Source organism: Streptomyces mashuensis (assembly GCF_014654785.1).
In the GTDB taxonomy this organism is placed as follows: Bacteria; Actinomycetota; Actinomycetes; order Streptomycetales; family Streptomycetaceae; genus Streptomyces; species Streptomyces mashuensis.
This window is the reverse complement of record NZ_BNBD01000004.1, coordinates 367,935-392,471: the sequence shown is the minus strand read 5'-3', so window position 1 is coordinate 392,471 and position 24,537 is coordinate 367,935. Positions and strand designations below refer to the sequence as shown.

At 70.5% G+C, this 24,537-nt stretch carries 27 protein-coding genes, 1 tRNA gene and 1 pseudogene; 10 read left to right on the top strand and 19 right to left on the bottom strand.

What is annotated here, in order from left to right; all coding sequences use genetic code 11:
* Positions 1–568 precede the first annotated feature (568 nt).
* Together IE305_RS13620 and IE305_RS13615 are read right to left on the bottom strand one after the other, a co-directional pair.
* A complete protein-coding gene (locus IE305_RS13620; protein ID WP_190129786.1) occupies positions 569–769 on the bottom strand; it encodes a DUF397 domain-containing protein in 201 nt (66 codons plus the stop codon).
* An 11-nt stretch (positions 770–780) separates the two neighbouring features.
* Positions 781–1,632, bottom strand: a complete 852-nt coding sequence (locus IE305_RS13615) for a helix-turn-helix domain-containing protein (RefSeq protein ID WP_190129785.1) — start codon at positions 1,630–1,632, stop codon at positions 781–783.
* A gap of 263 nt (positions 1,633–1,895) precedes the next feature.
* On the opposite strand from IE305_RS13615, the gene IE305_RS13610 reads away from it, so the two are divergent.
* The 4 genes from IE305_RS13610 to nadE all read left to right on the top strand — a co-directional run bounded on the left by IE305_RS13610 (position 1,896) and on the right by nadE (position 5,510).
* The gene (locus IE305_RS13610; RefSeq protein ID WP_190129784.1) at positions 1,896–2,390 is read left to right on the top strand and encodes an ATP-binding protein; all 495 of its coding nucleotides are present in this window, start codon (positions 1,896–1,898) and stop codon (positions 2,388–2,390) included.
* 171 nt (positions 2,391–2,561) lie between these two features.
* The gene (locus IE305_RS13605; RefSeq protein WP_190129783.1) at positions 2,562–2,852 is read left to right on the top strand and encodes a hypothetical protein; all 291 of its coding nucleotides are present in this window, start codon (positions 2,562–2,564) and stop codon (positions 2,850–2,852) included.
* Positions 2,849–4,570 (top strand): sigma-70 family RNA polymerase sigma factor, encoded by a 1,722-nt coding sequence (locus IE305_RS33480; RefSeq protein ID WP_190129782.1) that lies wholly within the window; start codon positions 2,849–2,851, stop codon positions 4,568–4,570. Before IE305_RS13605 ends, IE305_RS33480 begins: the two co-directional genes overlap by 4 nt.
* A 109-nt stretch (positions 4,571–4,679) precedes the next feature.
* Positions 4,680–5,510: an NAD(+) synthase gene (gene nadE, locus IE305_RS13595; protein ID WP_308440246.1), complete on the top strand. Its 831-nt coding sequence runs from the start codon at positions 4,680–4,682 to the stop codon at positions 5,508–5,510.
* 70 nt (positions 5,511–5,580) lie between these two features.
* Here nadE and IE305_RS13590 read toward each other — a convergent pair whose 3' ends face one another.
* The 9 genes from IE305_RS13590 to dnaK all read right to left on the bottom strand — a co-directional run bounded on the left by IE305_RS13590 (position 5,581) and on the right by dnaK (position 13,498).
* Positions 5,581–6,117: a hypothetical protein gene (locus IE305_RS13590; RefSeq protein WP_190129781.1), complete on the bottom strand. Its 537-nt coding sequence runs from the start codon at positions 6,115–6,117 to the stop codon at positions 5,581–5,583.
* Positions 6,118–6,213: 96 nt separating this feature from the next.
* Positions 6,214–6,987: a helix-turn-helix transcriptional regulator gene (locus tag IE305_RS13585; RefSeq protein WP_190129780.1), complete on the bottom strand. Its 774-nt coding sequence runs from the start codon at positions 6,985–6,987 to the stop codon at positions 6,214–6,216.
* A 117-nt stretch (positions 6,988–7,104) separates the two neighbouring features.
* Positions 7,105–7,836: a DUF4097 family beta strand repeat-containing protein gene (locus IE305_RS13580; RefSeq protein WP_190129779.1), complete on the bottom strand. Its 732-nt coding sequence runs from the start codon at positions 7,834–7,836 to the stop codon at positions 7,105–7,107.
* Between the two features lie 216 nt (positions 7,837–8,052).
* On the bottom strand, positions 8,053–8,673 hold the full coding sequence (locus IE305_RS13575) for a pentapeptide repeat-containing protein (protein WP_190129778.1): 621 nt from the start codon (positions 8,671–8,673) through the stop codon (positions 8,053–8,055).
* On the bottom strand, positions 8,633–9,130 hold the full coding sequence (locus tag IE305_RS13570; RefSeq protein WP_190129777.1) for an SRPBCC family protein: 498 nt from the start codon (positions 9,128–9,130) through the stop codon (positions 8,633–8,635). The genes IE305_RS13575 and IE305_RS13570 overlap by 41 nt, the downstream gene beginning before the upstream one ends.
* Positions 9,131–9,307: 177 nt before the next feature.
* Positions 9,308–9,760, bottom strand: coding sequence for a heat shock protein transcriptional repressor HspR (locus tag IE305_RS13565; RefSeq protein ID WP_190129776.1), 453 nt, complete (start codon positions 9,758–9,760; stop codon positions 9,308–9,310).
* Position 9,761: 1 nt separating this feature from the next.
* Positions 9,762–10,934, bottom strand: coding sequence for a molecular chaperone DnaJ (gene dnaJ, locus IE305_RS13560; protein WP_190129775.1), 1,173 nt, complete (start codon positions 10,932–10,934; stop codon positions 9,762–9,764).
* Positions 10,935–10,970: 36 nt separating this feature from the next.
* Entirely contained in the window at positions 10,971–11,639 is a 669-nt protein-coding gene (gene grpE / locus IE305_RS13555; RefSeq protein WP_190129774.1) for a nucleotide exchange factor GrpE, read from the bottom strand.
* Entirely contained in the window at positions 11,636–13,498 is a 1,863-nt protein-coding gene (gene dnaK, locus IE305_RS13550; RefSeq protein ID WP_190129773.1) for a molecular chaperone DnaK, read from the bottom strand. The genes grpE and dnaK overlap by 4 nt, the downstream gene beginning before the upstream one ends.
* A 357-nt stretch (positions 13,499–13,855) precedes the next feature.
* Here dnaK and IE305_RS13545 point away from each other — a divergent pair, with 357 nt between their 5' ends.
* From IE305_RS13545 to IE305_RS13530, 4 genes are all read left to right on the top strand, one after another.
* Positions 13,856–16,135, top strand: coding sequence for a (Fe-S)-binding protein (locus IE305_RS13545; RefSeq protein WP_190129772.1), 2,280 nt, complete (start codon positions 13,856–13,858; stop codon positions 16,133–16,135).
* A 152-nt stretch (positions 16,136–16,287) separates the two neighbouring features.
* On the top strand, positions 16,288–16,848 hold the full coding sequence (locus IE305_RS13540; protein ID WP_190129771.1) for a Uma2 family endonuclease: 561 nt from the start codon (positions 16,288–16,290) through the stop codon (positions 16,846–16,848).
* A 51-nt stretch (positions 16,849–16,899) separates the two neighbouring features.
* A complete protein-coding gene (locus IE305_RS13535) occupies positions 16,900–17,427 on the top strand; it encodes a MarR family winged helix-turn-helix transcriptional regulator (RefSeq protein ID WP_190129770.1) in 528 nt (175 codons plus the stop codon).
* Positions 17,428–17,599: 172 nt separating this feature from the next.
* Entirely contained in the window at positions 17,600–18,553 is a 954-nt protein-coding gene (locus tag IE305_RS13530; protein ID WP_190129889.1) for a Yip1 family protein, read from the top strand.
* A gap of 76 nt (positions 18,554–18,629) precedes the next feature.
* Here IE305_RS13530 and IE305_RS13525 read toward each other — a convergent pair whose 3' ends face one another.
* The 3 genes from IE305_RS13525 to IE305_RS13515 all read right to left on the bottom strand — a co-directional run bounded on the left by IE305_RS13525 (position 18,630) and on the right by IE305_RS13515 (position 20,011).
* Positions 18,630–19,127, bottom strand: a complete 498-nt coding sequence (locus IE305_RS13525; protein WP_171078668.1) for a phosphoribosyltransferase — start codon at positions 19,125–19,127, stop codon at positions 18,630–18,632.
* 51 nt (positions 19,128–19,178) lie between these two features.
* Entirely contained in the window at positions 19,179–19,754 is a 576-nt protein-coding gene (gene dcd / locus IE305_RS13520; RefSeq protein ID WP_190129769.1) for a dCTP deaminase, read from the bottom strand.
* A gap of 92 nt (positions 19,755–19,846) precedes the next feature.
* Positions 19,847–20,011, bottom strand: coding sequence for a hypothetical protein (locus tag IE305_RS13515; RefSeq protein ID WP_190129768.1), 165 nt, complete (start codon positions 20,009–20,011; stop codon positions 19,847–19,849).
* Positions 20,012–20,270: 259 nt separating this feature from the next.
* Between IE305_RS13515 and IE305_RS13510 the strand changes: the two genes are divergently transcribed.
* A tRNA-Gly gene (locus tag IE305_RS13510) sits at positions 20,271–20,341 on the top strand.
* Positions 20,342–20,422: 81 nt separating this feature from the next.
* Here the strand turns inward: IE305_RS13510 and IE305_RS13505 are convergent.
* The 5 genes and pseudogenes from IE305_RS13505 to IE305_RS13485 all read right to left on the bottom strand — a co-directional run bounded on the left by IE305_RS13505 (position 20,423) and on the right by IE305_RS13485 (position 23,237).
* Positions 20,423–20,965: an NUDIX hydrolase gene (locus IE305_RS13505; RefSeq protein ID WP_190129767.1), complete on the bottom strand. Its 543-nt coding sequence runs from the start codon at positions 20,963–20,965 to the stop codon at positions 20,423–20,425.
* A 5-nt stretch (positions 20,966–20,970) separates the two neighbouring features.
* A pseudogene (locus IE305_RS13500) lies at positions 20,971–22,091 on the bottom strand (NAD(P)-binding domain-containing protein).
* A 47-nt stretch (positions 22,092–22,138) separates the two neighbouring features.
* Positions 22,139–22,393 (bottom strand): hypothetical protein, encoded by a 255-nt coding sequence (locus IE305_RS13495; protein WP_190129766.1) that lies wholly within the window; start codon positions 22,391–22,393, stop codon positions 22,139–22,141.
* On the bottom strand, positions 22,387–22,806 hold the full coding sequence (locus IE305_RS13490) for an ATP-binding protein (RefSeq protein ID WP_229890907.1): 420 nt from the start codon (positions 22,804–22,806) through the stop codon (positions 22,387–22,389). Before IE305_RS13490 ends, IE305_RS13495 begins: the two co-directional genes overlap by 7 nt.
* Positions 22,803–23,237, bottom strand: a complete 435-nt coding sequence (locus IE305_RS13485; RefSeq protein WP_190129765.1) for a hypothetical protein — start codon at positions 23,235–23,237, stop codon at positions 22,803–22,805. Before IE305_RS13485 ends, IE305_RS13490 begins: the two co-directional genes overlap by 4 nt.
* A gap of 201 nt (positions 23,238–23,438) precedes the next feature.
* Here IE305_RS13485 and IE305_RS13480 point away from each other — a divergent pair, with 201 nt between their 5' ends.
* Complete coding sequence (locus IE305_RS13480) at positions 23,439–24,533, top strand: helix-turn-helix domain-containing protein (RefSeq protein ID WP_190129764.1); 1,095 nt, start codon at positions 23,439–23,441, stop codon at positions 24,531–24,533.
* The last annotated feature ends 4 nt before the right edge of the window (positions 24,534–24,537 follow it).

The following is a 24,537-nucleotide window of genomic DNA, read 5'->3' as shown; positions in this document are numbered from 1 at the left end:
CGCCACTCTCCGGGCACGCCTCAAAGCCGCGAAGCGGCGCCCCCGCCCCGCACCAGCCCCGCCCAACCTCACCACCCGTCGCCGGGCACGCCCCCCAAGCCGCGAAGCGGCGCCCCCGCCCCGCACCCACCCCGCCCAACCTCACCGCCCCTCGCCGGGCACGCCCCCAAAGCCGCGCAGCGGCAGACCCCCAGGGCGCAGCCCAGGCCCTCCCCGCCCCAAGCCGCGAAGCGGCACAGTCGCGCTCCGCATTGCTGCGGCACGAACACGCCGTGGGCCAGCCATCTCGCCCTGCGCGGCACGTACGGACGCCCCCAACGCAACGGGGGCGGTGCGCCAGTCGCGCTCCGCGCAGCACCGACGCCATACGTGGAGGGCCGACCCTCGCCTTTGCGGGGCGCGTGAACGCCTCAAAGCACGTGGGGCGTAGGGCGGCGAGCTCGGCCGGGGCGTCGAGCTCCCGGAGCGCCAGCGCCTTACGCCCGGTACACGACTCGACGTACTCCCTTCTGGAGTACCTGCCGAAGAGCCGATCTCGCGCCTTGCGCTTCGGCCACCGCGTTCGAGGTCAGCACACCCGACGGCCGAACGCGTCACTCTTAGCGGCTCGCACGAACGCGGCCAGCGCGGCAGTGCCAGGGCGGACGACAACTCCGGGGTCGTCACTCTCACGCAGCACCGGCTCAGTGCCGGCGGCAGCCAGCTCTATGCAGGAGTTGTTTTCCCCTGTTCCGCAGAAGGAGCTCTTCTGCCATCGGGTCGGGCCCATAGGGATACCTCTCACGTCTCGCTCAGGATTTGCAGCACAAATTCGCGGCTCGCCTCGGCGTCAAGCGCCAAACGATCAGCCGTACGCAGCACCGTCCGGTACCGCTCAAGCTCAGTCTCGGCATCCAGGAAGAGACTGTCATGCACTTCATCGATCTGGACGGTGTCGAGCTGCGGCACATCGCCTGCGAAATATTGCATCGCGAAGCCCATGCAGACGAACCCCTCAGCGGCGAAGGGGATGACCCGCACGGTCACTCCCCGCTGCTCCGAGCTCTTCACGATGAGCTCGAGCTGGTCACGCACCACGCCGCGGTCGCCGACCTTCATGCGCAGCGCAGCCTCGTGCACGAAGAACTGGTAGGGCACGGCATCGACACGATCGAGGGCGCTCTTGCGTCGCATGCGGAAGTCGAGCACCAGGTCCAGGTTGCGCGGCCTGGCCTCCGGTGGCATGTACGAGAAGATGGCCTCGGAGTAGGCGCGGGTCTGCAAGAGACCTGGTACATAAACGATTTGCTGACTGGTGATCCGGCGCGCGTGCCACTCGAAGGCCGCCAGATCGAGCAACTTCTGCGGCACTCGCCCCTGGTACTCGCGCCACCAGCCGCGCTCCTGGCGCCCGGTCAGCTTCGCAAGCGCGTCGACGTACGCCTCGTCCGCGCAGCCGTACAGTGCCGCCATTGTGCGTAGCCGTTCCTCGCCGACGCCGAAACGACCAATCTCAATATGACTCAGCCGCATGGGTGTTACGCCCAACTGCGCGGCGGCTTCGCGCGCCGTAAGGCCCACTCGCTCACGCATTTTGCGCAGTTCGGCACCGAGTCGCGCCTGGCGCGCGGTGGGGTTGTTCCTGGGCGGCATGGAGCCAGTCTCCCTGCGATGGGGCGCGTGCGAGCGCCACGATGCCATGCCCGCCCCCGATGGGGCGAACTTCCTGGAGCTGGTTGCAAGGGGGCTAGATAGCCCCCTACGTTGAGTGCCGCGCCGCTCACGCAGCGACCACACCGGCCCCCGGAAGCGCACCGCCCTGCCCTGCCCCACTCACCCGTGCTCAGCGCAGCGCAGCAGCGGCAATGACACCGGCCGCCGAACGTTCACCCACCCCCCGTGCCCCAGGAGGCGTCATGCTGCTGCACCTGCCCGCGCCCAAGCCCCCCGCGCCCGACGTCGCACCGTTCGAGTACCGCTTCCACCTGCCCCGCGACGCCCGCGCCGTGCGCGTCGCACGTACCGCCCTCCGCACCGCGCTCCATGCCCACGACCTGCCCGAGTTCGTCGGGCGGGCCGAGCTGCTCGCCGGGGAGCTCGTCACCAACGCGTTCGTCCACACCACCGGCGACGCCGAACTCACCCTCTGGTGGTCGCAGTGGCGCGTCCTCCGGCTCAGCGTCCGGGACCACTCCCCGTACCGACCCACCCTCGCCCGCCCCCACCACTCCACCGACGAGAGCGGCCGCGGACTCCGGCTCCTCGCCCTGCTCTCCGACCGGTGGGGTTGTACCCGCGTCGTACGCGACCTCTACGGCGGCGAGACCAAGTCCGTCTGGTGCGAGCTCACCCGCCAGGCCCCACCCGCCTGGGCCGAGTGGGACAGCACCGCACCCACGACATCCGTATGACGCGTGCCGGCGGGCCGGTACCGGCCCGCCCCCGCTCCGGCGCTTGATCAACGGGCGCCGGAGACGGCCCGTGCGTATCTTTCCTCGTCCTCCGCCCAAAAACCGGTGATCCCGCGCCGCCGCGCACCCCTCTCCATCGACCCCGTTCCGCACCCCCTGGAGGAACGAACGATGGACCAACGGCTCGTGGTCACCAGCCTCACCAGCCTCGTCCGAACCGCCGCTCTCGCCACCGTCACCGTCGCCACCGACTGCTCGCTGCCCGAGGGCCTCGTCCGGGACCTCGTCGTGCTCGGCGCCAACGCACTCGTCTCCGACCTGCTGTTCCTCCTGCGCCGCCACGATCTCCGTGTGGCGGCCGGGCTCGCGCACGCCCGCCGGCGCCGTTCCACCACCGTGTCCGCCCTTGTGTCACCTTCGGACGTGACGTCCGCACCCCGGGCCGACGAGGTGACGCCGTGACGACAACCCACCGTCCCCACGAGGAAACCCCCTACGAGAAGGACCTGGCCGGCCGTCTGCGCACCGCACCGGCCGGGCCGGAACGCGACGCCGTGATCGACGAGATCCTCCGGCACTACAAGAGCCCCCTCAGCCACTACTGCCACCGGACCATGGGACCCCACCGGGCAGCCGCTGACGACGCGGCGGCGGACACCCTCTCGTCCGTGTGGTTGCTCCTGCACGGTGACGGGGGTGAGAAGCCGCCGCACCGGCCCGAACACCTGAAGAGCTGGCTCTTCGCCGTCGCCCGCCGGCGCTGCCTCGACCAGGGCCGGCGGATCGGGGAGCAGCGGAAGCGGTTCGTGGACGACCCCGATGCCGTTCTGCTGTCGCAGACGCCACGCGTGCTGCGCCTGGAGGCGGCCAAGGAGGACGATCTCGACGCCCTGCGCCAGTGCTTCGCCCTCGCCGAGGCCGTCGTACTGACCCTGCCCCGCAGGCAGCAACGCCTGTACCAGCTGTACCGTCTCCGCGACCTCAGCACGGCGCAGATCGCCGCGCAGCTGAGGTGCAGCACGGTCCAGGCCGACAGCCGGGTCCAGCGGCACCGTGACGCCCTCGCCCCGGCGCTCATGGTGAACCTGCTGGCCCGCGACCCCGACAGCCGCGACTCCCGGGCCTGGGCCCGGGCCCGGCCGGGTGGGCCGGCACCGGCGCCGGCACCGGCCGGGCCCCTCCCGGCGACCTCCTGCGCCGTACTCACCCGGGCCCTGGCGCAGCACGTCCGCGAGTCGCCGGAGATCCGGGCCATCCTCGACGATCCCGACAGCACCGCCGCGCTGCCGCGCAGGATCTGCCGGTCCCTGGAGCCGCACGCGAAGCACTGCGAGAGGTGCCGGGCCAATTACGAACGCATCAGGCTGCACCGCGTGCCCGCCGTCGCCGGCCTCCTCGGCCTGGGGGCGCTGACGAACGCCAAGCGGCACGGAATGCAGCCCGTCGCTTCCGTCTCGTCCGTCTCGTCCGTCTCGTCCGTCTCGTCCACCGCGCACACGCCGTCCCCCGGCTGGGGCCCCCGGCCCACCGTGGCACGCAACCTCCTCCTCTCCGCCCTGGGCACCGCGGCCCTGGGCGCCGCAGCCCTGTGGGGCGCGCCGGCCGCCGGCCTGCCGGACCACGGCCCTGACGCGAACCACCTGGCCCTCCTCGGCCCGTCGGTCAGCGCCCCGCGCGACGCGGCACCCGAGGAACGGCACGTACGAGCGCAGGGCGACCGGCAGACGTCACCGGCCGAGCCGCCCGCCGACCGTCCGGCGCCCGCGCCTTCCCCCCGGCGGTCCCCTGCGGGCGAGCGGAACGGCGCGCCGGAAGCCCCCCGGGAGCCGGCACTCCCGCTCCCCACCCCGTCCGCCCCGTCCGCCCCCTCCACGCCGGCCACGCCGTCGCCCGAGAAGACGGCGCCCGCCGAGAAGACCAAAGAGGCTGCCAAGAAGGTGCAGCCCCTGCAGCCCCAGCCCCACCCGACGCCGCCGGCCTCCGGGCAGTCTCCCCACCGACCGCACGAGTCCCTCCCCGGCTCGGGCCCGTCGCCGCGGCACACGATCATCGCCGTCCCGGGGCAGGTGGCGCAGAACCCCGGAAAGAAGCAGCCCCCGCCGTCCTCCGCCCCTTCCACCTCTTCCACCCCGTCCATCCCTTCGTCCACCCCTTCCGGTGTCCCCGGCGAACCGAGCTGACCCGGCCCCCCGGCTAGGCTGGCTCTCCAGCACCACCAGCACCGGAATCCCGGAACCCCGGAACCCCGGAACCCCGAAACACCGAACTCGCGAAATCGAGGAGCCCGACGTGAGCCAGCCCGCGTCCATCGCCCTGCAGCAGGAGATCGCCCGCGAACTCCAGGTCGCCGAGGTCTTCGACGCCGGGCAGGAGATCGAGCGCCGGGTGGCCTTCCTCACCGAGCGGCTGACCTCCAGCGGGCTGCGTTCCCTCGTGCTCGGCATCAGCGGCGGCGTCGACTCGACCACCGCCGGCCGGCTGTGCCAGCTGGCCGTGGAGCGGGCCCGCGCCGCCGGGCACGAGGCGGAGTTCTACGCCATGCGGCTGCCCTACGGCGTGCAGGCCGACGAGCACGACGCGCAGCTCGCGCTCTCCTTCATCCGCGCCGATCACGTCCTGACCGTGGACGTGAAGCCCGCCAGCGACGCCGCGCTGGAGGCCGCGGTCGCCGGCGGTGTGACCTTCCGCGACGCCCATCACCAGGACTTCGTGCACGGCAACATCAAGGCGCGGCAGCGCATGATCGCCCAGTACGCGGTCGCCGGCGCGCACCACGGGCTCGTTGTCGGCACCGACCACGCCGCGGAGGCCGTGTCCGGCTTCTTCACGAAGTTCGGCGACGGCGCGGCCGACCTCGTACCGCTGACCGGCCTCACCAAGCGCCGGGTGCGTGCTGTCGCCGAGGCGCTGGGCGCGCCCACCGAGCTGGTGTGGAAGACCCCGACGGCCGACCTGGAGACGCTCGACCCGGGCAAGGCGGACGAGGTCGCGCTCGGTGTCACGTACGACGACATCGACGACTTCCTCGAGGGCAAGCCGGTGGACGAGCGCGCCTTCGAGACGATCGTCAACCGTTACCGCCTCACCGAGCACAAGCGTCAGCTGCCCATCGCTCCCTGAGACCGGGGTCGAGTCTCCTCGGCTCCTCGACTCCTCGACTCCTCGACTCTTCGACTCCTCGACCAGACCTCTACTGGACCGGACCCGTCAGCGTTTCGATCGGCCGAGGCGGCCATTCCGGCTCCTTCCGGGTAAGCCTTGCCAGCTCTTCCGGTGGTTCGGCGCCGTCCTGAACGGTCATGACGTAGGCCTTCGCTTCCTGCAGGCTCAGCCGCGGGGCCTGCTTGCGCAGGTGGCTCATCGCGGCCACGACGCCTGCGGAGTGGACGAGCGCGCGAACCGTGGCGGCCAGCGGATCAGGTGGTCGGATGCCCCGGGTCTGCAGGAGGTACTGGTCCTCCCAGCCCTCGTCCTCCCACCAGACGGTGGGCACGTAGTGGATGCTCCCGTCGTGCCGGTCCACCAGGTAGTGGCCGCCGACGAAGCTGCCGCGCATGTCACGGGCCCGGGCCTGCTCCGCCGAGCGCCAGAAGACGAGCCAGCCGACTGTGCGTTCCTCCACGTGGTAGATGTCCGGCGTGGGGGGAGGCCCCTCCCACGGCCACGTCGGCAGCTCTCTGGCCAGGAAGGACTCGACGAGCTCGACGGCGCGTTCCTCGGAGATCACGGTCTCATCATTCGCCACAGGTCAAACGGTTTTCGGGCATGCCCGCGCCGTCCCCCGCCCAGATCTCAAACGCGGTCCGAGCCGCGGCGCTCCCGCTCAGGCCACCAGCCCCTCGCGTTTCGCGAGCAGGACCGTCGAGACGCGGTTGTTCGTGCCGAGCTTCCGGTAGACCTTCTCCAGGTGGCGGTTCACCGTGCTCGGGGAGATCAGCAGCCGGCGCGCGATGCCCTCGGCGGTGAGGCCCTCGGCCAGCAGCCCCAGCACCGTGAGCTCGCGCGGGGTCAGGTCGTGCGCGGTGGGCGCCGGCGCGGGGGGCGGCGCCACCGCCGTACGCAGGCGGCGCAGCTCGCAAATGTGGCGCTCCATGGTGAGCAGCAGGGGCTGGATGCGCACTGCGAGGGTGAGTTCCTGCTCGGTGAACGCGTCGCTGCGCCCGAGGACGAGCGAGCGCAGTGCCTGCGGGTCGCCGGGGACGGGCAGGCCCAGCTGCTCCTGGCCGCTGTACTCGCGGGCCTCGTCGTACCAGACCGAGTGCCGCCGTCTGTCGCTGATGCGGTCGAGGACGACCGGGGTGGTGCCGCCCGACATCAGGTGGCGGGCCAGGGGGTGCTGCGCGGGTGTGGGGTGCCGTCGGGTGAGCTCCGGGGCGAGGGAACCGTGGGCGTCGGGCGCCCATGCTTCCGTCCGGAGAACGCGCTCAGCGGTGTAGAAGCCGAAGAACGTCACTGCTCTGCACTCGAACGTCTGCTGGACGTGCTGCACGACCAACGGGCATGCCGCCGCCGGGTCGGTGTTCCCCAGCACGGCTGCCGCGAGGTCCAGCATGTGCTCGTAGTCCCGCGCACGTAACGGTGAACGTGGCTGTGCCATGCACGAGAGTCTGCAAACCGGCTCCCCCGACCACAAGGGGCCCCCTCCCCCCTCCCCTCCCCCCCTTCCCCGGTCTCAGGAGTGATCGGCGCTGTCTCGGGCGCGTCCGGCGCTGTCTCAGGACCGTTCGACGCTGATGGCGCCGCTGCCGGTGGACAGGTCGAGCCGGTACTTGCCGGACGAGTCGTTGTCGACGGCTATGTCCTTGCCGCCGCTGTTGGTCTTGGCCTTCACCTGGTACGTCGCGTCCGGGACGGTGAGGCTGACGGCGCCGCTGCCGGCCTGGGCGCGGACGTCCTGGGGCGCGGACAGCTTGATGTCGATGGCGCCGCTGTCGGTCTTCGCCGTGACCGGGCCGCCCTTCAGGCCGTGCGCGGTGATTGCGCCGCTGCCGGCGCGTATGTCGACCTTGCCGGTCACGTCGTCGAGGTCGATGGCGCCGGAGCCGGTCTTCACCTGCACCGCGCCCGTCCTGGTCAGCTTGACCGCGCCGCTGGAGTTCTCGCCGGTGACGGGGAGGCCCGCGGGGAGGTCGATCGTGTAGTTCACCGAGCAGTCGTCGCCGCAGCCGCGGAGAATCAGGACGCCGTTCTCCACCTGGTACGTCTTCCCCTCCGGTGCGGTGTCCCGGCTGTATTCCACGGAGCGGTGCACGTTCACCGTGGTGTCGCCCTGCCGGCCGCGCAGGGTGACACCGCCGGAGCCGTTGTCCAGGCGCACGGAGGTGATCTTCTGGGAGACGGTGGCGTCGTCCTCCAGGGTCTTGTTCAGCATGCCGCACGCGCTGAGTCCCCCGACGGCCACGCCGGTCGTCACGAGAGCAGCGATCAGACGGTTGCGCGTGCGCATGATGTGTTCCCCACCGTTCTTGAATTCCTGTCAGTCCTGTCAGTCCTGTCAGTCCTGTCGGCCTTCGGCCTGTCGGACTGTCGGCCCTGTCGGCATCTCCGAGTTTGTCAGCGGGGCATGATGCGAACCATCGGGGAAAACCCCGAGTTCCCCCCGATCCCGACCCCGAGGCTCCCCGAGTACCCCCGGCTTCCCCCGCCTTCTCCCGCCTTCCCCTCACTCCCCCGGCCCGGCCCCCACCCGGATGCCCAGCTGCGCCGCCAACGCCGGTGCCAGGTCCAGCAGCTGCGCGGGGCTGATCAGCGCGCCCGCGAGGCCGTCCACGCCCCGGGTCACCTCCAGCTCCGCCGTCTCCCGCAGGTCGACGTCCTTCAGCCGGGCCCGCGCGAAGTCCGCGCCCCTCAGCACGCAGTCGCGGAACACCACGTTCTCCAGCCGCGCCTCGCCGAAGTCCGGCTCGATCAGCACGCAGCCCTCGAACACGACGTCCTTCAGCGTCGCCTTCCGCAGGTTCAGGTAGTCGATCTTGCCGCCGGTGAACCGGACGCGGTCCATCCGCGCCCCGTGCAACTGCGCCCCGCCCAGCCGGGCGTCGACGACCTCCGCGTCCCGCAGCACCGCCTCCGCCAGGTCCGTGCCCACCCCGCGCACCTCGCGCAGCACGCTGTCGACGAACCGCGCCCGGCCCAGCTCCGTACCGTCCAGCGTGCACCGCTCCAGCACGCAGTCGAGGAAGCTCGACCCCCAGCCGTTCAGGCCGGACAGGTCCACGTCCTCGAACCGTTCGCCGTCGTGGTCACCGTCCGGCTCCAGCACCACTCTCGCCGCCCCTGCCATGCGCGCCTCCTCCGTCGGGGTCCATCCTCTCCCGCGTCAGCTCCGCCGCCCCCGCGTCGAGGATCGTGCCGAAGACGTAGGCGATCACAGCCTTCGCGGGCCCCGCGACGCACCGCAACGGCGGGCGGAACCGCGTCGTCCACTCGACCAGCGTGCCCTCCGGCACCTCCGTGAACGTCAGCCGGCCCAGCTCGTGCCGCGCCGACGGCACGCTGCGCTCGACGACGTAGTCGAAGCCGTACGGCGGGTTGTACGCGGTCACGCGCTCCCGGAACCAGCCGATCAGCCACGTGTGCAGCCGCACCGCCCCCACCCCGTACGGCGCGCCCTCGCCCTGCCGGGCCAGGCGCGCCCTCAGCACGAACGGCGAGCGCGTGTAGTGGGTGGTCGTGGCGCACCAGTCGAACACCTCGGCAATGGGTGCGTCGATCACCCGGCGGACCGTCACAGTTTCCATGCCCTGCCCCCATTCCAGTGGGCCTCGGTCGGCCCTGTTCACCCTGTGGACAGCCCGGAGCCCGCGATCGTGACAGCCCCGCCCACCCCGCGCCCCGTGACCCGCCTCACATACGCCGGTGGCCCCTCACCCGGACGGGTGAGGGGCCACCTGGCCACACGTCAGTGCACCACTGCGTCAGTGCTTCTTCTGGTCCCGCTTCGGCCGCCAGACCACCAGCGCGCTGGCCTGCTGCACCTCCTGGTACGGGACGAGGTCCCGGCGGTAGGAGGCGTGCACCGCCGCCTCCGCCTGCCGCATCGCCGTGGCCGCGCCGTCCAGCGCGTCCTGCAGGTCCGCGATCTTGGCCTGGAGCGCTGCGACCTGGTTCTCCAGCTCGATGATGCGCTTGATGCCGGCCAGGTTGATGCCCTCGTCCTGGCTGAGCTGCTGCACCTGCCGCAGCAGTTCGATGTCGCGGGCGGAGTAGCGGCGGCCGCGCCCGGCCGTGCGGTCGGGGGAGACCAGGCCGAGGCGGTCGTACTGCCGCAGTGTCTGCGGGTGGAGTCCCGACAGCTGGGCGGCGACGGAGATGACGTAGACCGGCGACTCGTCGGTCAGTTCGTACGGATTGCGTCGGCGGCCGTCCATCTCATGCTCCCTTCGCGGCCTGGAAGAGCTCCGCTCGCGGATCCTCGTTCGCTGTCGCCTCGCGGTAGGACTCGAGGATCTCCTTCGCCTTGCCGTCGAGGTGCGGCGGCACCGCGACCTCGATGGTGATGAGGAGGTCGCCGCGGGTGCCGTCCTTGCGCACCGCGCCCTTGCCGCGGGCCCGCATGGTCCGCCCGTTGGGCGTGCCGGCGGGCAGCTTCAGGGTGACCGCGGGGCCGTTCAGGGTGGGGACGCGGACCTCGCCGCCGAGCGCCGCCTCCACGAAGGTGACGGGCACGGTGACGGTGAGGTTGTCGCCCTTGCGGCCGAACACCGGGTGGCTGCCGACGTGTACGACGACGTAGAGGTCGCCGTGGGGTCCGCCGCGCTCGCCCGGGGCGCCCTTGCCGCGCAGCCGGATCCGCTGGCCGTCGGAGACGCCGGCCGGGATGCGGACCTGCATGGTGCGGGAGGACTGGGCGCGGCCGCTGCCCTTGCAGACGTCGCAGGGGTTCTCGGGGATCAGCCCGCGGCCCCGGCACTCGGGGCAGGGGTCGGTCAGCGAGAAGCTGCCGCCGGCGCCGCGCGACACCTGGCCGGTGCCGACGCAGCTGGGGCAGACCCGTGGCGTACCGTTTTTGTCGCCCGTGCCGGAGCACGCCTTGCACGCCGCCGAGGACGACATGCGGAGCGGGACCGTGGCCCCCTCCACCGCCTCGGTGAAGCTGAGCGTGACCTCCGACTCGATGTCCTGGCCGCGGCGCGGCTGGGTACGCGTACCCGTGCCGCCGCCGCGGTTGAACAGGCCGCCGAACACGTCGCCGAGGCCGCCGCCGAAGCCGCCGCCGGCCCCGGGCTGGGCGCCCCCGAAGAGGTCGCCCAGGTCGAAGTTGAACGATCCGCCGGCGCCCGGCCCGGCACGGAAGCCTCCGTTGCCGAACAGGGCGCGCGCCTCGTCGTACTCCTTGCGGCGCTTGGGGTCGGCGAGGACGTCGTTCGCCTCGGAGATCTCCTTGAAGCGCTCCTCGGCCGAGGCGTCACCCTTGTTGGCGTCCGGGTGGTACTCGCGGGCGAGCTTCCGGTACGCCTTCTTGATCTCCGCCTCGGTGGCGTCCTTGGAGACGCCGAGGACCTTGTACAGGTCCTTTTCGAGCAGGTCCCTGCTGAGGCTCATCCTCGACGTCCCTCCTTCCTCGTCCTCCGCTGTGCGTCAGCCCTCGTCCGGGCCACCGCTCTCCTCGTCCGACGACTCGTCCTCGGCCTTGGGCTGCGCGCCGGGCTGCGGCTCGGCCACGGCCACCCGCGCGGGGCGGATGGTCCGCTCGCCGATGCGATACCCCGGCTGCAGGATCTGCACGCACGTCGTCTCGGTGACGTCGGGCGCGTAGCTGTGCATCAGTGCTTCGTGGACCAGCGGGTCGAAGGGCTCGCCCTCCTTGCCGAACTGCTGCAGGCCCATCTTGGCGGCGACGGTCTCCAGCGACTCGGCGACGGACTTGAAGCCGCCGACGAGCTCGCCGTGTTCGCGGGCGCGGCCGATGTCGTCGAGCACCGGGAGGAGCTCCGACAGCAGGTTCGCGACGGCGACCTCCTTGACGGCGGCCCGGTCGCGCTCCACGCGGCGACGGTAGTTCTGGTACTCCGCCTGGAGCCGCTGGAGGTCCGCGGTGCGCTCGTTGAGCGCGGCCTGGGCCTGGTCCAGCTGCGCCTTCAGGCCCACCTCGACCAGTTCCTCGCCGCCGCCGGAGGCGCCGGCCGGGCCGGCCGGGCCCGCCTGTCCGGCGGACCCGGCGGCCTGCTGCGCCGCCTCGTCGGGCGTCGTGGCGTCGGAGGGTCCTTCAGGCTTCTCGTTGTCAAAGCCCGGGGTCTCCTCCGTCACGCGGACGCACCACCCTTCGGCTTCTCGTCGTCGATGATCTCGGCGTCGACCACGTCGTCGTCGGCCTTGGCGCCCGCACCGGCACCGGCGGCACCACCCGCGGCGCCGGCGGCGCCGTGCGCGGACTGGGCGTCGGCGTACATGGCCTGGCCGAGCTTCTGGCTGACCGCGGCGACCTTCTCGATCGCGGTGCGGATCTCGCCGGTGTCCTCGCCCTTGAGCTTCTCCTTCAGCTCGGCGACGGCGGTCTCGACCTCGGTCTTCACCTCGGCCGGCACCTTCTCCTCGTTGTCCTTGAGGAACTTCTCCGTCTGGTAGACGAGCTGCTCGCCCTGGTTGCGGGTCTCGGCGGCCTCGCGGCGGCGGGTGTCCTCCTCCGCGTACTGCTCGGCCTCCTGACGCATCCGCTCGACCTCGTCCTTGGGCAGCGACGAGCCGCCGGTGACGGTCATCTTCTGCTCCTTGCCCGTGCCCAGGTCCTTGGCGGTCACGTGCATGATGCCGTTGGCGTCGATGTCGAAGGAGACCTCGATCTGCGGGACGCCGCGCGGGGCCGGCGGGAGGCCGGTCAGCTCGAACATGCCGAGCTTCTTGTTGTACGCGGCGATCTCGCGCTCGCCCTGGTAGACCTGGATCTGCACGGACGGCTGGTTGTCCTCGGCCGTCGTGAAGATCTCGGAGCGCTTGGTGGGGATCGTGGTGTTGCGCTCGATCAGCTTGGTCATGATGCCGCCCTTGGTCTCGATACCGAGGGACAGCGGGGTGACGTCGAGGAGCAGGACGTCCTTGACCTCGCCCTTGAGGACACCGGCCTGGAGCGAGGCGCCGATGGCGACGACCTCGTCCGGGTTGACGCCCTTGTTGGCCTCCTTGCCGCCGGTCAGCTCCTTGACGAGCTCGGCGACGGCGGGCATACGGGTCGAGCCGCCGACGAGGACGACGTGGTCGATCTCGGACAGGCTGATGCCGGCGTCCTTGATGACGTTGTGGAACGGCACCTTGCAGCGCTCGAGCAGGTCGGCCGTCAGCTGCTGGAACTGGGCGCGGGTGAGCTTCTCGTCCAGGTGCAGCGGGCCCTCGGCGGACGCCGTGATGTAGGGCAGGTTGATCGTCGTCTCGGTGGACGAGGACAGCTCGATCTTCGCCTTCTCGGCGGCCTCGCGCAGGCGCTGGAGCGCCATCTTGTCCTTGGACAGGTCGACGCCGTGGCCGTTGGCGAACTGCTTGACCAGGTAGTCGACGACGCGCTGGTCCCAGTCGTCACCACCGAGGTGGTTGTCACCGTTGGTGGCCTTGACCTCGACGACACCGTCGCCGATCTCCAGCAGCGAGACGTCGAACGTACCGCCACCGAGGTCGAAGACCAGGATGGTCTGGTCGTCCTTGTCCAGGCCGTAGGCCAGGGCGGCGGCCGTGGGCTCGTTGACGATGCGCAGGACGTTCAGGCCCGCGATCTCGCCGGCCTCCTTGGTGGCCTGACGCTCGGAGTCGTTGAAGTACGCCGGGACGGTGATGACCGCGTCGGTGACCTTCTCGCCCAGGTAGGCCTCGGCGTCCCGCTTCAGCTTCTGCAGGATGAAGGCGCTGATCTGCTGCGGGTTGAAGTCCTTGCCGTCCAGGTTGATCTTCCAGTCGGTGCCCATGTGGCGCTTGACCGACCGGATGGTCCTGTCGACGTTCGTCACGGCCTGGCGCTTGGCGACCTCGCCGACCAGCACCTCGCCGTTCTTGGCGAAGGCGACGACGGACGGCGTGGTCCTGGCGCCCTCGGCGTTGGTGATGACTGTGGGCTCACCGCCCTCGAGAACACTGACGACGGAGTTCGTCGTACCCAGGTCGATGCCGACCGCTCGTGCCATGTCGCTTTCCTCCAGCTGACTTGAGTGGAACAGACTCAAGGGTGCAGCACCCGGCGAAACCTGTCAACAGAGCTGAGTCGGGCCCGCTCAACTTTTATATGATACTTACTGTCAGTGGCGGCCGGTGACACGTGGGTGGAAGCTGGAGCCGAGGAGGAGGAAGGGGAGAAGAAAGGGATGCCTGGGCGACGCAGATCACCGGCCATGCGGGTATATCGCGCGCGCGAAGGTGAGTAGTCTCGTACGGACTGGATAAGTTACCCATTAGTAATCCCGCTCGCAGTCCCGCCCGTAGTCCCACTATCCCGCTCGTAGTCCCGCTAGTAGTCCCGCTCTCGCGGGCCCGAGGAGCCACCCATGCAACTCGCCGCGATCATCGTGTCGCTGGTCCTCATCGCGGTCGGCGTCGCGCTGTTCGGCCGTGCCCTCCTGCAGCTGTACCGCTTCATGCGGCTCGGCCAGCCCGTCCCCGCCGGCTCCCGGACCGACGACCCCGCGCAGCGCACCGTCACGGTGGTCAAGGAGTTCCTGGGCCACACGCGCATGAACAAGTGGGGCGTCGTCGGCGTGGCGCACTGGTTCGTGGCGGTGGGCTTCTTCTCCCTGCTGCTGACGATCGTCAACGCGATCGGCCAGTTGTTCAAGGCCGACTGGATCCTGCCCGTCATCGGTGACTGGGCGCCGTACAACGTCTTCGTCGAGTTCCTCGGCACGATGACCGCGCTCGGCATCCTCACCCTGATCGTCGTGCGGCAGCTGAGCAAGCCGGGCCGGGCGGGCCGCAAGTCGCGCTTCGCGGGGTCCAACTTCGGCCAGGCGTACTTCGTCGAGGCGGTCATCCTGATCGTCGGCGTCTGCATCTTCATGCTGCACGCCCTGGAGGGCGCCCAGCACCACGTGGACGGCTACGAGGCCTCGTTCTTCATCTCGTACCCGGTGGTGTCGTGGCTGGAGGGGATGGACGTCTCCACGCTCCAGAACCTCACCTACTTCTTCGCGGGCCTGAAGATCGCGACCTCGTTCATCTGGATGATCACGGTCTCGCTGAAGACGGACATGGGCGTGGCCTGGCACCGCTTCCTGGCCTTCCCCAACATCTGGTTCAAGCGCGAGGCGAGCGGTGACGTGGCGCTGGGCGCGCTGCAGCCGATGACGAGCGGCGGCAAGCCGATCGACTTCGAGGACCCGGGCGAGGACGACACGTTCGGCGTCTCGAAGGTCGAGGAGTTCTCCTGGAAGGGCCTGCTCGACTTCTCCACCTGCACCGAGTGCGGCCGCTGCCAGTCGCAGTGCCCCGCCTGGAACACGGGCAAGCCGCTCTCCCCCAAGCTGCTCATCATGTCGCTGCGCGACCACGCGCACGCCAAGGCGCCGTACCTGCTGGCGGGCGGCGGCAAGGACGCGGAGGGCGCGGAGAAGGCCACCGCCGAGCAGCTGAAGGACGTGCCGGCCGCCGCCCTGGCGGAGGCCGAGCGGCCGCTGATCGGCACGCTGGAGGAGAACGGCGTCATCGACCCGGACGTGCTGTGGTCCTGCACCACGTGCGGCGCGTGCGTCGAGCAGTGCCCCGTCGACATCGAGCACGTCGACCACATCGTCGACATGCGCCGCTACCAGGTGATGATCGAGAGCGCGTTCCCGTCCGAGGCGGGCACGATGCTGAAGAACCTGGAGAAGAAGGGCAACCCCTGGGGCCTGGCGAAGAAGCAGCGCCTCGCCTGGACCAAGGAGGTCGACTTCGAGGTCCCGGTCGTCGGCAAGGACGTCGAGGACCTGACGGAGGTCGACTACCTCTACTGGGTCGGCTGCGCCGGCGCGCTGGAGGACCGGGCCAAGAAGACGACGAAGGCGTTCGCCGAGCTGCTGCACATGGCGGGCGTGAAGTTCGCCATCATGGGCGGCGAGGAGGCCTGCACGGGCGACTCGGCGCGCCGCCTGGGCAACGAGTTCCTGTTCCAGCAGCTGGGACAGCAGAACGTCGAGATGCTGAACATGGCGTTCGGTGAGGACTCGGACGACGAGTCGACGAAGAAGCCGAAGTCCAAGAAGAAGATCGTCGCGACCTGCCCGCACTGCTTCAACACCATCGCGAACGAGTACCCGCAGCTGGGCGGCGAGTACGAGGTCATCCACCACACGCAGCTGCTCCAGCACCTGATCGACGAGGGGAAGCTCGTCCCCGTCACGCCGGTCGAGGGCCTGATCACCTACCACGACCCGTGCTACCTGGGCCGCCACAACAAGGTCTACACGCCGCCGCGCGAGATCATCGCCAAGGTGCCGGGCCTGCGGAACGAGGAGATGCACCGCCACAAGGAGCGCGGCTTCTGCTGTGGCGCGGGCGGCGCGCGCATGTGGATGGAGGAGCGCATCGGCAAGCGCATCAACAACGAGCGCGTCGACGAGGCGCTGTCCCTCAACCCGGACATCGTCTCCACCGCCTGCCCCTTCTGCCTCGTCATGCTGACCGACTCGGTCAACGGGAAGAAGAACGAGGGCAAGGCGAAGGAGTCGGTCCAGGTCGTGGACGTCGCCCAGCTGCTGCTGGAGTCGGTGAAGACCCCGGCGGCCCCGGAGGGCGACGCTGACGGCGAACCGGCGGGCGCGCCGGAGCCGGACCCGGAGCCGGTGAAGTAGGCGGTGGAGCAGGCGGTGAAGTAGCCGCTTCCGCACCTACGGCAACGGCCGGGCCCCGCGACGTACGCGTCGCGGGGCCCGGCCGTTGTCATGGGTGCGTGGGACGATGAGTCCATTCGCTCCAGCAGCCCGCTCTTCCGAGGAGCCCCGTCATGGATCACGCCGGTAGGCGCGCCATCGCCGAGGAGCTGATGAAGCACGCTCCCGACGCGATCGCCGGGGTCGAGATCACGCCGGACGGAATCCTCATGATGCCGAGTCCGTCCGGCACTCACGAGCTCGTCGCAATGCGGCTGCGACATCAGCTCGACCCCCAGCTCGCAGAAGGTCTGGTGGCTCACACAGGGGGCGACGTCGAAGACCCCGCTCTCGGGCTCCTGCGCCGCCCGGATCTGGTCGTCCTTCCGGAGGCAGCGATGGACACCGCCGGCTCGTTCCGCCCCCGGGACCTGGAGCTTGTCGCCGAGATCGCCTCACCGGCCACCCACTCCAACGACTACACCCAGAAGGTGTACGACTACGCCGCAATGGGGATCGCGCTGTATCTGCTGATCGACCCTCGCAAGGGAACCGCGGCCGTCATGTCCGATCCGGGCACCTGCGCGGACGGTCGGTTCTCCTACCGCGCCCGCCACAACTACGTCTTCGGCGACAAGGTCTCCGTCGGCCCCTGGACCGTCGACACCTCCGAGTTCCGCCGCTACCCCTCCTGACCCCCCAACGCCCTTGATCTCAAGCAAGCTTGAGGTCCTAACGTCGTCCCCATGACGACGACGAAGCTCACCATCGCCAGCGCCGCCACCGAGAACCTCGCCGGGCAGCCCATCGGCTACTGGAGCTGGGCCGCCCACAAGGCCGTCATCCGGCACATCCGGTCCGCCATGGCCAAGATGGACCTCACCCAGCCGCAGTGGTGGGTGCTCAACCGGATCGAGGCCACGGAGGGCGGGCTGGGGCGCGAGGAGGCGCGGGAGTTGCTCTCCACCACCCTCGATGAGGCGCCGGACGAGATCGACCGGGCCCTGGACTCCCTCGTCGCCCGGGGCTGGGTGACGGAGTCGTCGGAGGGGGAGGAGGGGGACGGGGACCGGTACGTCCGGTACGTGCTGACCGACGCCGGGCGGGCGGCCAAGGAGCGGATCTTCGAGGTCGTCGTGAAGGTGCGCGAGGAGATCCACGCGGGCATCACGGACGAGGAGTACGTGGCCGCGCTGTCCGTCCTGCGCCGCATGATCAGCAACGTGGGCGCCGACGAACTGCTCTCCCCGGGGCGTTGGACGCCCAAGCGGTGACACCGGCAGTGGCACCCACGGCGTAGTGCGCGAGGAGTAGACGGCGGGCCCCGCCCCGGATTTTTCCCCTAGGGGATGTCACAGGTCGGCCGCAAACCCCGGCCCGTTACCCCGGGGACGGCGCCGGTCGCTCTCCGGAGCGGGTACGTTCGAGGGCGTGGCTGGATTCAGGATGGGACGCGGGCGGGACGCGCAGGGCCCGGCGCCCGCGCGGCAAGGACAGCAGCAGGCGCCGTACGGCGGGCAGCCGGGCGCGCCGGCGTACGGCGGTGCGCCCGGGGGCGGCTACGGCGGGCCGCAGCAGTGGCAGCAGCAACAGCCGCCGCAGCCCCCGCAGCCGGGCGGCTACGAGGAGCCGGAGTACTTCGGCGGCGGGCAGCCGCAGCAGCCGTACCCGCCCTCCCACGGGCAGCAGCCGTACCAGCAGCCCCACCAGCAGCCGTACGGTGCCCCGGCGTACTACGGGGACGGCGGCGACGCGGGGCGCACCCAGCAGTTCAGCGTGGGCGAGGCGCCGGACGCGTACGACGGTTACGACCCGTACGGCGACCAGGGCGCCCCGGTCGCGCCGGCGCCGCCGCCCGGGCCGCGGCTGCACTGGAAGGACCTGCTGACCGGCATCGTGCTGCGCCCGTCGGCCACGTTCTGGCAGATGCGCGACCACCAGGTGTGGGTGCCCGCGCTGATCGTCACGTTCGTCTACGGCCTGCTGGCCGTCTTCGGCTTCGACAAGGCGCGCGCGGACGTGCTGAACGCCTCGCTGGCGAACAGCCTGCCGTGGGTGCTGGTCACCGGCGTGGTCGTGGTGGCCGGTGGGCTGATCATGGGTGCGGTCACGCACACGATGGCGCGCCAGCTGGGCGGCGACGGCATATGGCAGCCCACGGTCGGGCTCTCCATGCTGATCATGTCGCTGACGGACGCGCCGCGGCTGCTGTTCGCGATGTTCCTGGGCGGCGACAGCGCGCTGGTGCAGGTGCTGGGCTGGGCCACCTGGGTGCTGGGCGGCGTGCTGCTCACGTCGATGGTGAGCAAGTCGCACGACCTGCCGTGGCCGCGGGCGCTGGGCGCGTCGGCGATCCAGCTGGTGGCGCTGCTGTCGCTGATCAAGCTGGGAACGCTGTAGAGGATCGCAATCCCCCTACGACTGAGGGCCCGCTCCGGTCTCCGGAGCGGGCCCTCACCCGTAGGTCGGGCGGGGATCAGGCGTCGAGGACCTGGCCCTCGCGGCGGACGACCGGCGGCTCGACCGACCAGGGGAAGTTGATCCAGTCGTCGGTGCGCTTCCAGACGTACTCGCACTTCACGAGCGACTGCGGCTTCTCGTAGATCACCGCGCTGCGCACCTCGGCGACGTGGTCGAGGCAGAAGTCGTGCACGAGCTTGAGGGTCTTGCCGGTGTCGGCGACGTCGTCGGCGATCAGCACCTTCTTGTTGGAGAAGTCGATCGCGTTGGGGACGGGCGCGAGCATGACCGGCATCTCGAGCGTGGAACCGACGCCGGTGTAGAACTCCACGTTCACGAGGTGGATGTTCTTGCAGTCCAGGGCGTACGCCAGACCGCCGGCGACGAAGACGCCGCCGCGCGCGATCGACAGGACGATGTCCGGCTCGTAGCCGTCGTCCGCGATGGTCTGGGCCAGCTCACGGATGGCCTGCCCGAAGAGGGGGTAGGTCAGGTTCTCGCGGTTGTCGCTCACTGTTGCTCTCGCCCTGTTCCCTGGGGTCTGTCCCTGGTCTTCCCGGTGGGGTCAGACCTGCGTGCGATGGAAGTTCTGGAAGGACCGCGAGGGGGTCGGCCCGCGCTGGCCCTGGTAGCGGGAACCGTGCTTGGCGGACCCGTAGGGATGCTCGACGGGGGAGGTCAGCCGGAACATGCACAGCTGGCCGATCTTCATCCCCGGCCACAGCTTGATGGGGAGCGTGGCCATGTTCGACAGCTCCAGCGTGACGTGCCCGGAGAAGCCCGGGTCGATGAAGCCGGCGGTCGAGTGCGTCAGCAGACCGAGGCGGCCGAGGCTGGACTTGCCCTCCAGCCGGGAGGCGATGTCGCCCGGGAGCGTGATCACCTCGTAGGTGGAGGCCAGCACGAACTCACCGGGGTGCAGGATGAACGCCTCGTCGCCCTCCGGCACCACCTCGCGGGTGAGGTCCGCCTGCTCGACCGCGGGGTCGATGTGCGGGTACCGGTGGTTCTCGAACACCCGGAAGTAGCGGTCGAGCCGCACATCGATGCTGGACGGCTGCACCATCGATTCGTCGTACGGGTCGATCCGCACGCGGCCGGCGTCGATCTCGGCCCGGATGTCCTTGTCTGAGAGAAGCACGCTCCGAGGATACGCGGAGAAGACGGACAACCCGACAACGCGGGCCCCAGCCCCGTGGTGACCGGGGCCCGCGCGGTGGGATGATCTCCGGTTCAGCCCTTCTCGGTCGCCACGGGGACGGACTGCCGCAGCCGGGCGCAGCGCGGGCAGCGCAGAAGCCGTCCGGGGCCGATCCGGCCGGGTCCGAGGTGCTGCATCGGGAACGAGGCGGTGCTGAAGACGTGCCCCTCGGCACAGCGAACGACGGTGCGGTCCATCGAGCTCCCTTTCCCCATGAAACGTGAGAGACAAAAGCCACATTAGGGGATGCATCGGACCGCCTTGAAGGCGGCACCCCGGAGCCCGGCAGGGACCACCCGCCACCCCCACGGTACGCCCAACTCCCCACCCGCACGCCGCCGTCCCCCGACCCCCCACATCGCCCTCACACGACAAGAAGGCCACCGCGGCAAGTGCACCGGGGGCCTTCGATGGGGTAGAGTGTGCGACGCTGAGACGCTCAAAAGGGCGCCTCGCGCGGGCGTAGTTTAATGGTAGAACATGAGCTTCCCAAGCTCAGAGCGCGAGTTCGATTCTCGTCGCCCGCTCTGTACGAAACCCCCAGGTCACAGGCGACCTGGGGGTTTCTTGTTGTCCAGTGAGGCCGGGGGCGCATAGCCCCCACCGCATCAGCGGAGGGCGGCGGCCACCCGTCGGCGCAGGCGCTCGTCGGTGATGGTCTCCGCGTCGCGCCAGGCGGCGTCGGTGACCTCCTCGGTCTGCAGCTGGTGGACGTCGGCGGTGGTGCGGAAGAGGAACCGGAAGTCGATGTGCTGGTGGTCGGGCTCACCCTTGGTGTCGTTCGCCGGGATCGGGTGAACGTCGATGTGGACGGGCCGGTCCGCCACAGCGGTGACGGCGTCGGCGGGGATGCCGGTCTCCTCGGTGAGCTCGCGCAGGGCCGCCTCCAGGAGGGTGTCGTCCTGGGCTTCGAGGTGGCCACCGGGCAGCAGCCACCTGTCCAGCGCGAGGTGGTGGATGTGCAGGATGCGGCCGTCCGGGCGCGCGAGGATGGCGCCGGCGGTGGCGTGGCCGCGGAACTCCTTGCGGCTGGCCAGGTCGGCCCCGTCGTCCAGGAGACCGAGGACGGGCGCGAGGGCGGGCTTCTCGTCGGGGTGCTCGTCGAGGTAGCCGTGGAGGGTGCTGCGGATGTGGTCTGCCGTGATGGCCAAGTCGATCACCTGTTGAAGTAGGAGAGCCAGGTCGCCGCGATCGCGGCTCGGTCGTCCGCGCTGACCTCGTGGAGGCCGGGGCCAGGTCGGCGCGGGTGTGCATCCTGATCGCGGCCAGGATCTCGGCTTGGACCAGGAAGATGAAAGGTCCGACGCTCGCGCCGTGCAGGAAGTTGACGGCGTTGCCGCCGTTGGCGAGGTAGAAGTAGTGGCCGGTGGTCTGGTAGCGGGTGACGTGCTCGCCGACCATCGTGCGGGTGTAGACGTCCGGCAGCGCGTCCAGCTCCAGCTCGTCCTCCCGCGAAATGACCGTAGCGACGTAGGCGCCATTGCGCAGGTGGGGGAAGTCCTCGCCCGTGAGGGAGCGGGCTCCGGTCGCGCAGAGCACCAGGCCGGCCGAGGCGAGGGCCGCCTCGCGGTCGCGGGCGACGGCAAAGCCTTGGGAGAGGGCCTGGGTGCGGCGGACGGGGTCGATGTCGTGGACCGTGACCTGGACGCCTTTGGCGTGCAGGAGGCGGGCGATGGAGGAGCCGAGCTTGCCGAAACCGATCACGAGGGCAGGGCGGCCGTGGAGGATGTCGCCGCGGTCGCGCAGGACGGCCTCGGTGAAGAAGACGACGGACTGACCGACCAGGAAGTCCTCCGGGTCCTTCAGCGGCGAGCGGGCGACCGAGACGACGGGACAGGGCAGCTTGTCGAGCGCCATGTAGCGGCGGTGGCCGTTCTCGGTGTCCTCGATGACGCCGAGGATCTGACCGGTGAAGCAGCTGTGGAGGTCGCCGAGGGCGGGGGCGTAGTAGCCGCCGACGTCCAGCAGCACCACCGGCTCGCCGGCGGCCCTGGCTTCGAGGTAGTCCAGGGCGGTGTCGGGGTCGGTGAACAGCTCGCGGGAGAGGGTGTCGCAGGGGGTGGTCTGTTCGATCGCGCGCTGGGCGGCGGGGAGGACGGACTTCGGCTTGGGCAGCACCGCCCGTAGCCGGGCCATCGCGGCGACCGCACGTACGAAGGCGGGCCGCTCGGCCAGCAGGTGCGTGATCAGGAAGGCAGTGGCCTGCTCGGTGGGGGCGAACTGGGTGGTGATCTTGGTGAAGTAGGCGTCCAGCCGGGCGCGCTCGAAGGGTTCCATGGCAGTTCCCTCTCGGTTGAGTCTGGGGTCGTGCATGGGCGGCTGGGTCAGGAGGCGTGGGCGAGGCCGAAGAGGAGCCGGTCGGCCGTGCGGCCGGCATCGAGGTAGGTGTCGAGACGGGCGGCGGTCGCGATCGCGGCGGGTGTGTCGTGGCTGGTGCGGCCGGGCGGGTGGGCCGGCAGGACGTGCGCGATGTCCTGCCCGTCCGGGCCGGGACCGGACCACGTCCAGGCGCTCAGCGCGAACAGCAGGCCCGGGCCGGGCCCCGAGGACGGCGCAGGGGTCAGGGTGCGGGTCAGCATGGCGTCTCCTGCAGGGCGGGCACGATGTGGAACCGCGACCAGACGATCTTTCCGGAGGGGTGAAGGGCATCGACGCCCCAGCCGACGGAGAGAGCGGCGACCAGACGCAGCCCGCGGCCGGACGTGACGTCGTGGGTCAGGACGCGGACTTCGGGCCGGCGCGGGTGGTCGTCATGGACTTCCAGGTGGAGATAGCGGCCGTCGATGGCCAGCCGGACCAGGAAGCTGCCGTAGGTGTTGGCGTGGACGACCGCGTTGGTCGCCAGCTCCGAAACGCACAGCCGGACGTCTTCGGCGAGGGCGTCCAGGCCCCAGGCCAGGAGGGTCTTGTCGACGAAGTCGCGGGCCAGTCCGACGGAAGCCGGCGCCGAGGCGAAGAATCGCTGGTCGAACCGGGTCATGGAGGGGTTCATGACTCCGCCTCCAGTGCCGGTGTGGACCCGTGGCCGCGCCGGCGGCCCTGGGATCCCCCGTGGCCAGGGCGCCGGTGGCGGGCCGGGCCCGGTAGCTCCTTGCGGACCAGCAGCAGCCGGGCCCCGGTCGCCGTGATGCGCTTGCTCCGCGTGGCGGCTATGGCCCTGGGGCCCAGGTGGGAGACGGAGGGCAGCACGACGCCGTAGGTGCCGGGCACACTCAGCGCGTCCATCAGTCCGGTGAAGGCAGCAGAGTTGACCGTGGTGACGCGTTCGGTGAACACGCCGGACAGCGAGAGCTCGTGCTGGTGGCAGTACTCGGCCAGCGACCGCTTCAGGGCCGCCTCGCGGGCCGTGGAGACGTTGACCAGCCGCAGGAAGCCATGGACGACCGGGCCGCTGACACGGCGATGCTCGGTGAGGGGTTCCATGAAGGGGACCGTCCAAAAGATCAAAGGGGCACGGCTCAGGAAGGCAGGCCACGCCAGCCGAAGAAGGCGCTGTGACCTGCGTGTTGAAGCGTGCTCCTGCTCGCGCGGCGACGAAATGACGCGGTGTTGCACTTGCGTTGCACTTCCGTCCCCCCGCATGCGTGTTCCGTGCTTGCATGAGCTCTCGGAAGGGAGCGACGCGTGGCGACCCTGCATCACTGGACCGGCCTGGAAGCACGTTCCTTGCGGCTCGCCCTGCGGATGAGCGTCCGCGCGTTCGCCCAGCACCTCGGCGTCGCCGTCCGCACCGTCTCCAACTGGGACAAGTACCTGTCCGCGACCGAGCCTCGCCCTGACACCCAGGCGATCTTGGACACCGCGCTCGCCCGCGCGGACGCCTCCGTGCACTTGCGGTTCGAGACGTTCCTCTCCGAGGCCGGCGGGCCGCCCGCGACGACCCGCCGCGTCACTTCGGCAGGCCCCAGGGCCTGGGAGTACGAGTCGTGGACCGACGACCTGGACCGGGTCGTGGTCGCCTTGAGCCGCCAGAACTTCGCCTTCGCCGACAACCTGCTGGGCCGGTGGCTGAACCGCTTCCGACCGCCGGAGTTGGACGACAAGGGTCTGTATCTCCTCGCCCGTTCCACAGCCCTCATGGGGGACCTCAAACGCGACCAGGGGGCGGTGGTGGGGCCGCTGTCGGCCCAGCACGCCTATGCCGGAGCTCGCTCGATCTTCAGCCAGCTCGACATCCCGCGCCGCGTCGCCCAGCTCGACCTCTCCCTGGCGGTCGTCGCCGAGATGTCCGGCCGCCTGGAGACCGCCGCCCGCACCTACGAACACCTGGCCGTCGACGACCGGCTCGCCCGCCGCGACCGCGCCAGGGCCCGCCTGTGGGTGGGGACCGCGCTGAGCAAGGAAGGCGAGCACGAGTACGCGGCCCGCGTCATGCTGGTCGCGACCCGCGACTTCGAAGACCTCGGCGAGCCGGACGACTGGTCCGTCGCCCACCAGAAACTCGCCCTCGCCCACCGAGGCGCCGGCGACCTGAGCAGAGCCCTGCACTTCATCGGCATCGCCCGCAGAACCGGAGCGGCCGACTCGCCGATGCAGCGCGTGCGTCTGGACACCGCTCACGGACACATCCTGCTGTCCGACCCTGCCACCCGGGATGATGGCCTGACGGCCCTCGACCAGGCCGCGAAGCTGGCCGCTCAGTACGGGATGAGCCACCAGCTGGCCAGCATCGAGAGCATCCGGAAGACCGCCGGGGTGATCAGCCCCCGGCGGGGGTGACCAG

What these genes read in the sequence shown, in the direction of transcription:
- IE305_RS13540 (WP_190129771.1), top strand. Translation starts at nt 16,288, where the DNA reads ATGGATCACGCCGGTAGGCGCGCCATCGCCGAGGAGCTGATGAAGCAC.
- IE305_RS13495 (WP_190129766.1), bottom strand. Translation starts at nt 22,393, where the DNA reads ATGCTGACCCGCACCCTGACCCCTGCGCCGTCCTCGGGGCCCGGCCCG.
- IE305_RS13565 (WP_190129776.1), bottom strand. Translation starts at nt 9,760, where the DNA reads ATGGACGGCCGCCGACGCAATCCGTACGAACTGACCGACGAGTCGCCG.
- IE305_RS13490 (WP_229890907.1), bottom strand. Translation starts at nt 22,806, where the DNA reads ATGAACCCCTCCATGACCCGGTTCGACCAGCGATTCTTCGCCTCGGCG.
- IE305_RS13580 (WP_190129779.1), bottom strand. Translation starts at nt 7,836, where the DNA reads ATGCGCACGCGCAACCGTCTGATCGCTGCTCTCGTGACGACCGGCGTG.
- dnaJ (WP_190129775.1), bottom strand. Translation starts at nt 10,934, where the DNA reads ATGAGCCTCAGCAGGGACCTGCTCGAAAAGGACCTGTACAAGGTCCTC.
- IE305_RS13545 (WP_190129772.1), top strand. Translation starts at nt 13,856, where the DNA reads ATGCAACTCGCCGCGATCATCGTGTCGCTGGTCCTCATCGCGGTCGGC.
- IE305_RS13610 (WP_190129784.1), top strand. Translation starts at nt 1,896, where the DNA reads ATGCTGCTGCACCTGCCCGCGCCCAAGCCCCCCGCGCCCGACGTCGCA.
- IE305_RS13585 (WP_190129780.1), bottom strand. Translation starts at nt 6,987, where the DNA reads ATGGCACAGCCACGTTCACCGTTACGTGCGCGGGACTACGAGCACATG.
- IE305_RS13570 (WP_190129777.1), bottom strand. Translation starts at nt 9,130, where the DNA reads ATGGAAACTGTGACGGTCCGCCGGGTGATCGACGCACCCATTGCCGAG.
- IE305_RS13485 (WP_190129765.1), bottom strand. Translation starts at nt 23,237, where the DNA reads ATGGAACCCCTCACCGAGCATCGCCGTGTCAGCGGCCCGGTCGTCCAT.
- IE305_RS13605 (WP_190129783.1), top strand. Translation starts at nt 2,562, where the DNA reads ATGGACCAACGGCTCGTGGTCACCAGCCTCACCAGCCTCGTCCGAACC.
- IE305_RS13515 (WP_190129768.1), bottom strand. Translation starts at nt 20,011, where the DNA reads ATGGACCGCACCGTCGTTCGCTGTGCCGAGGGGCACGTCTTCAGCACC.
- IE305_RS13615 (WP_190129785.1), bottom strand. Translation starts at nt 1,632, where the DNA reads ATGCCGCCCAGGAACAACCCCACCGCGCGCCAGGCGCGACTCGGTGCC.
- IE305_RS13575 (WP_190129778.1), bottom strand. Translation starts at nt 8,673, where the DNA reads ATGGCAGGGGCGGCGAGAGTGGTGCTGGAGCCGGACGGTGACCACGAC.
- IE305_RS13620 (WP_190129786.1), bottom strand. Translation starts at nt 769, where the DNA reads ATGGGCCCGACCCGATGGCAGAAGAGCTCCTTCTGCGGAACAGGGGAA.
- IE305_RS13530 (WP_190129889.1), top strand. Translation starts at nt 17,600, where the DNA reads ATGGGACGCGGGCGGGACGCGCAGGGCCCGGCGCCCGCGCGGCAAGGA.
- IE305_RS13535 (WP_190129770.1), top strand. Translation starts at nt 16,900, where the DNA reads ATGACGACGACGAAGCTCACCATCGCCAGCGCCGCCACCGAGAACCTC.
- dnaK (WP_190129773.1), bottom strand. Translation starts at nt 13,498, where the DNA reads ATGGCACGAGCGGTCGGCATCGACCTGGGTACGACGAACTCCGTCGTC.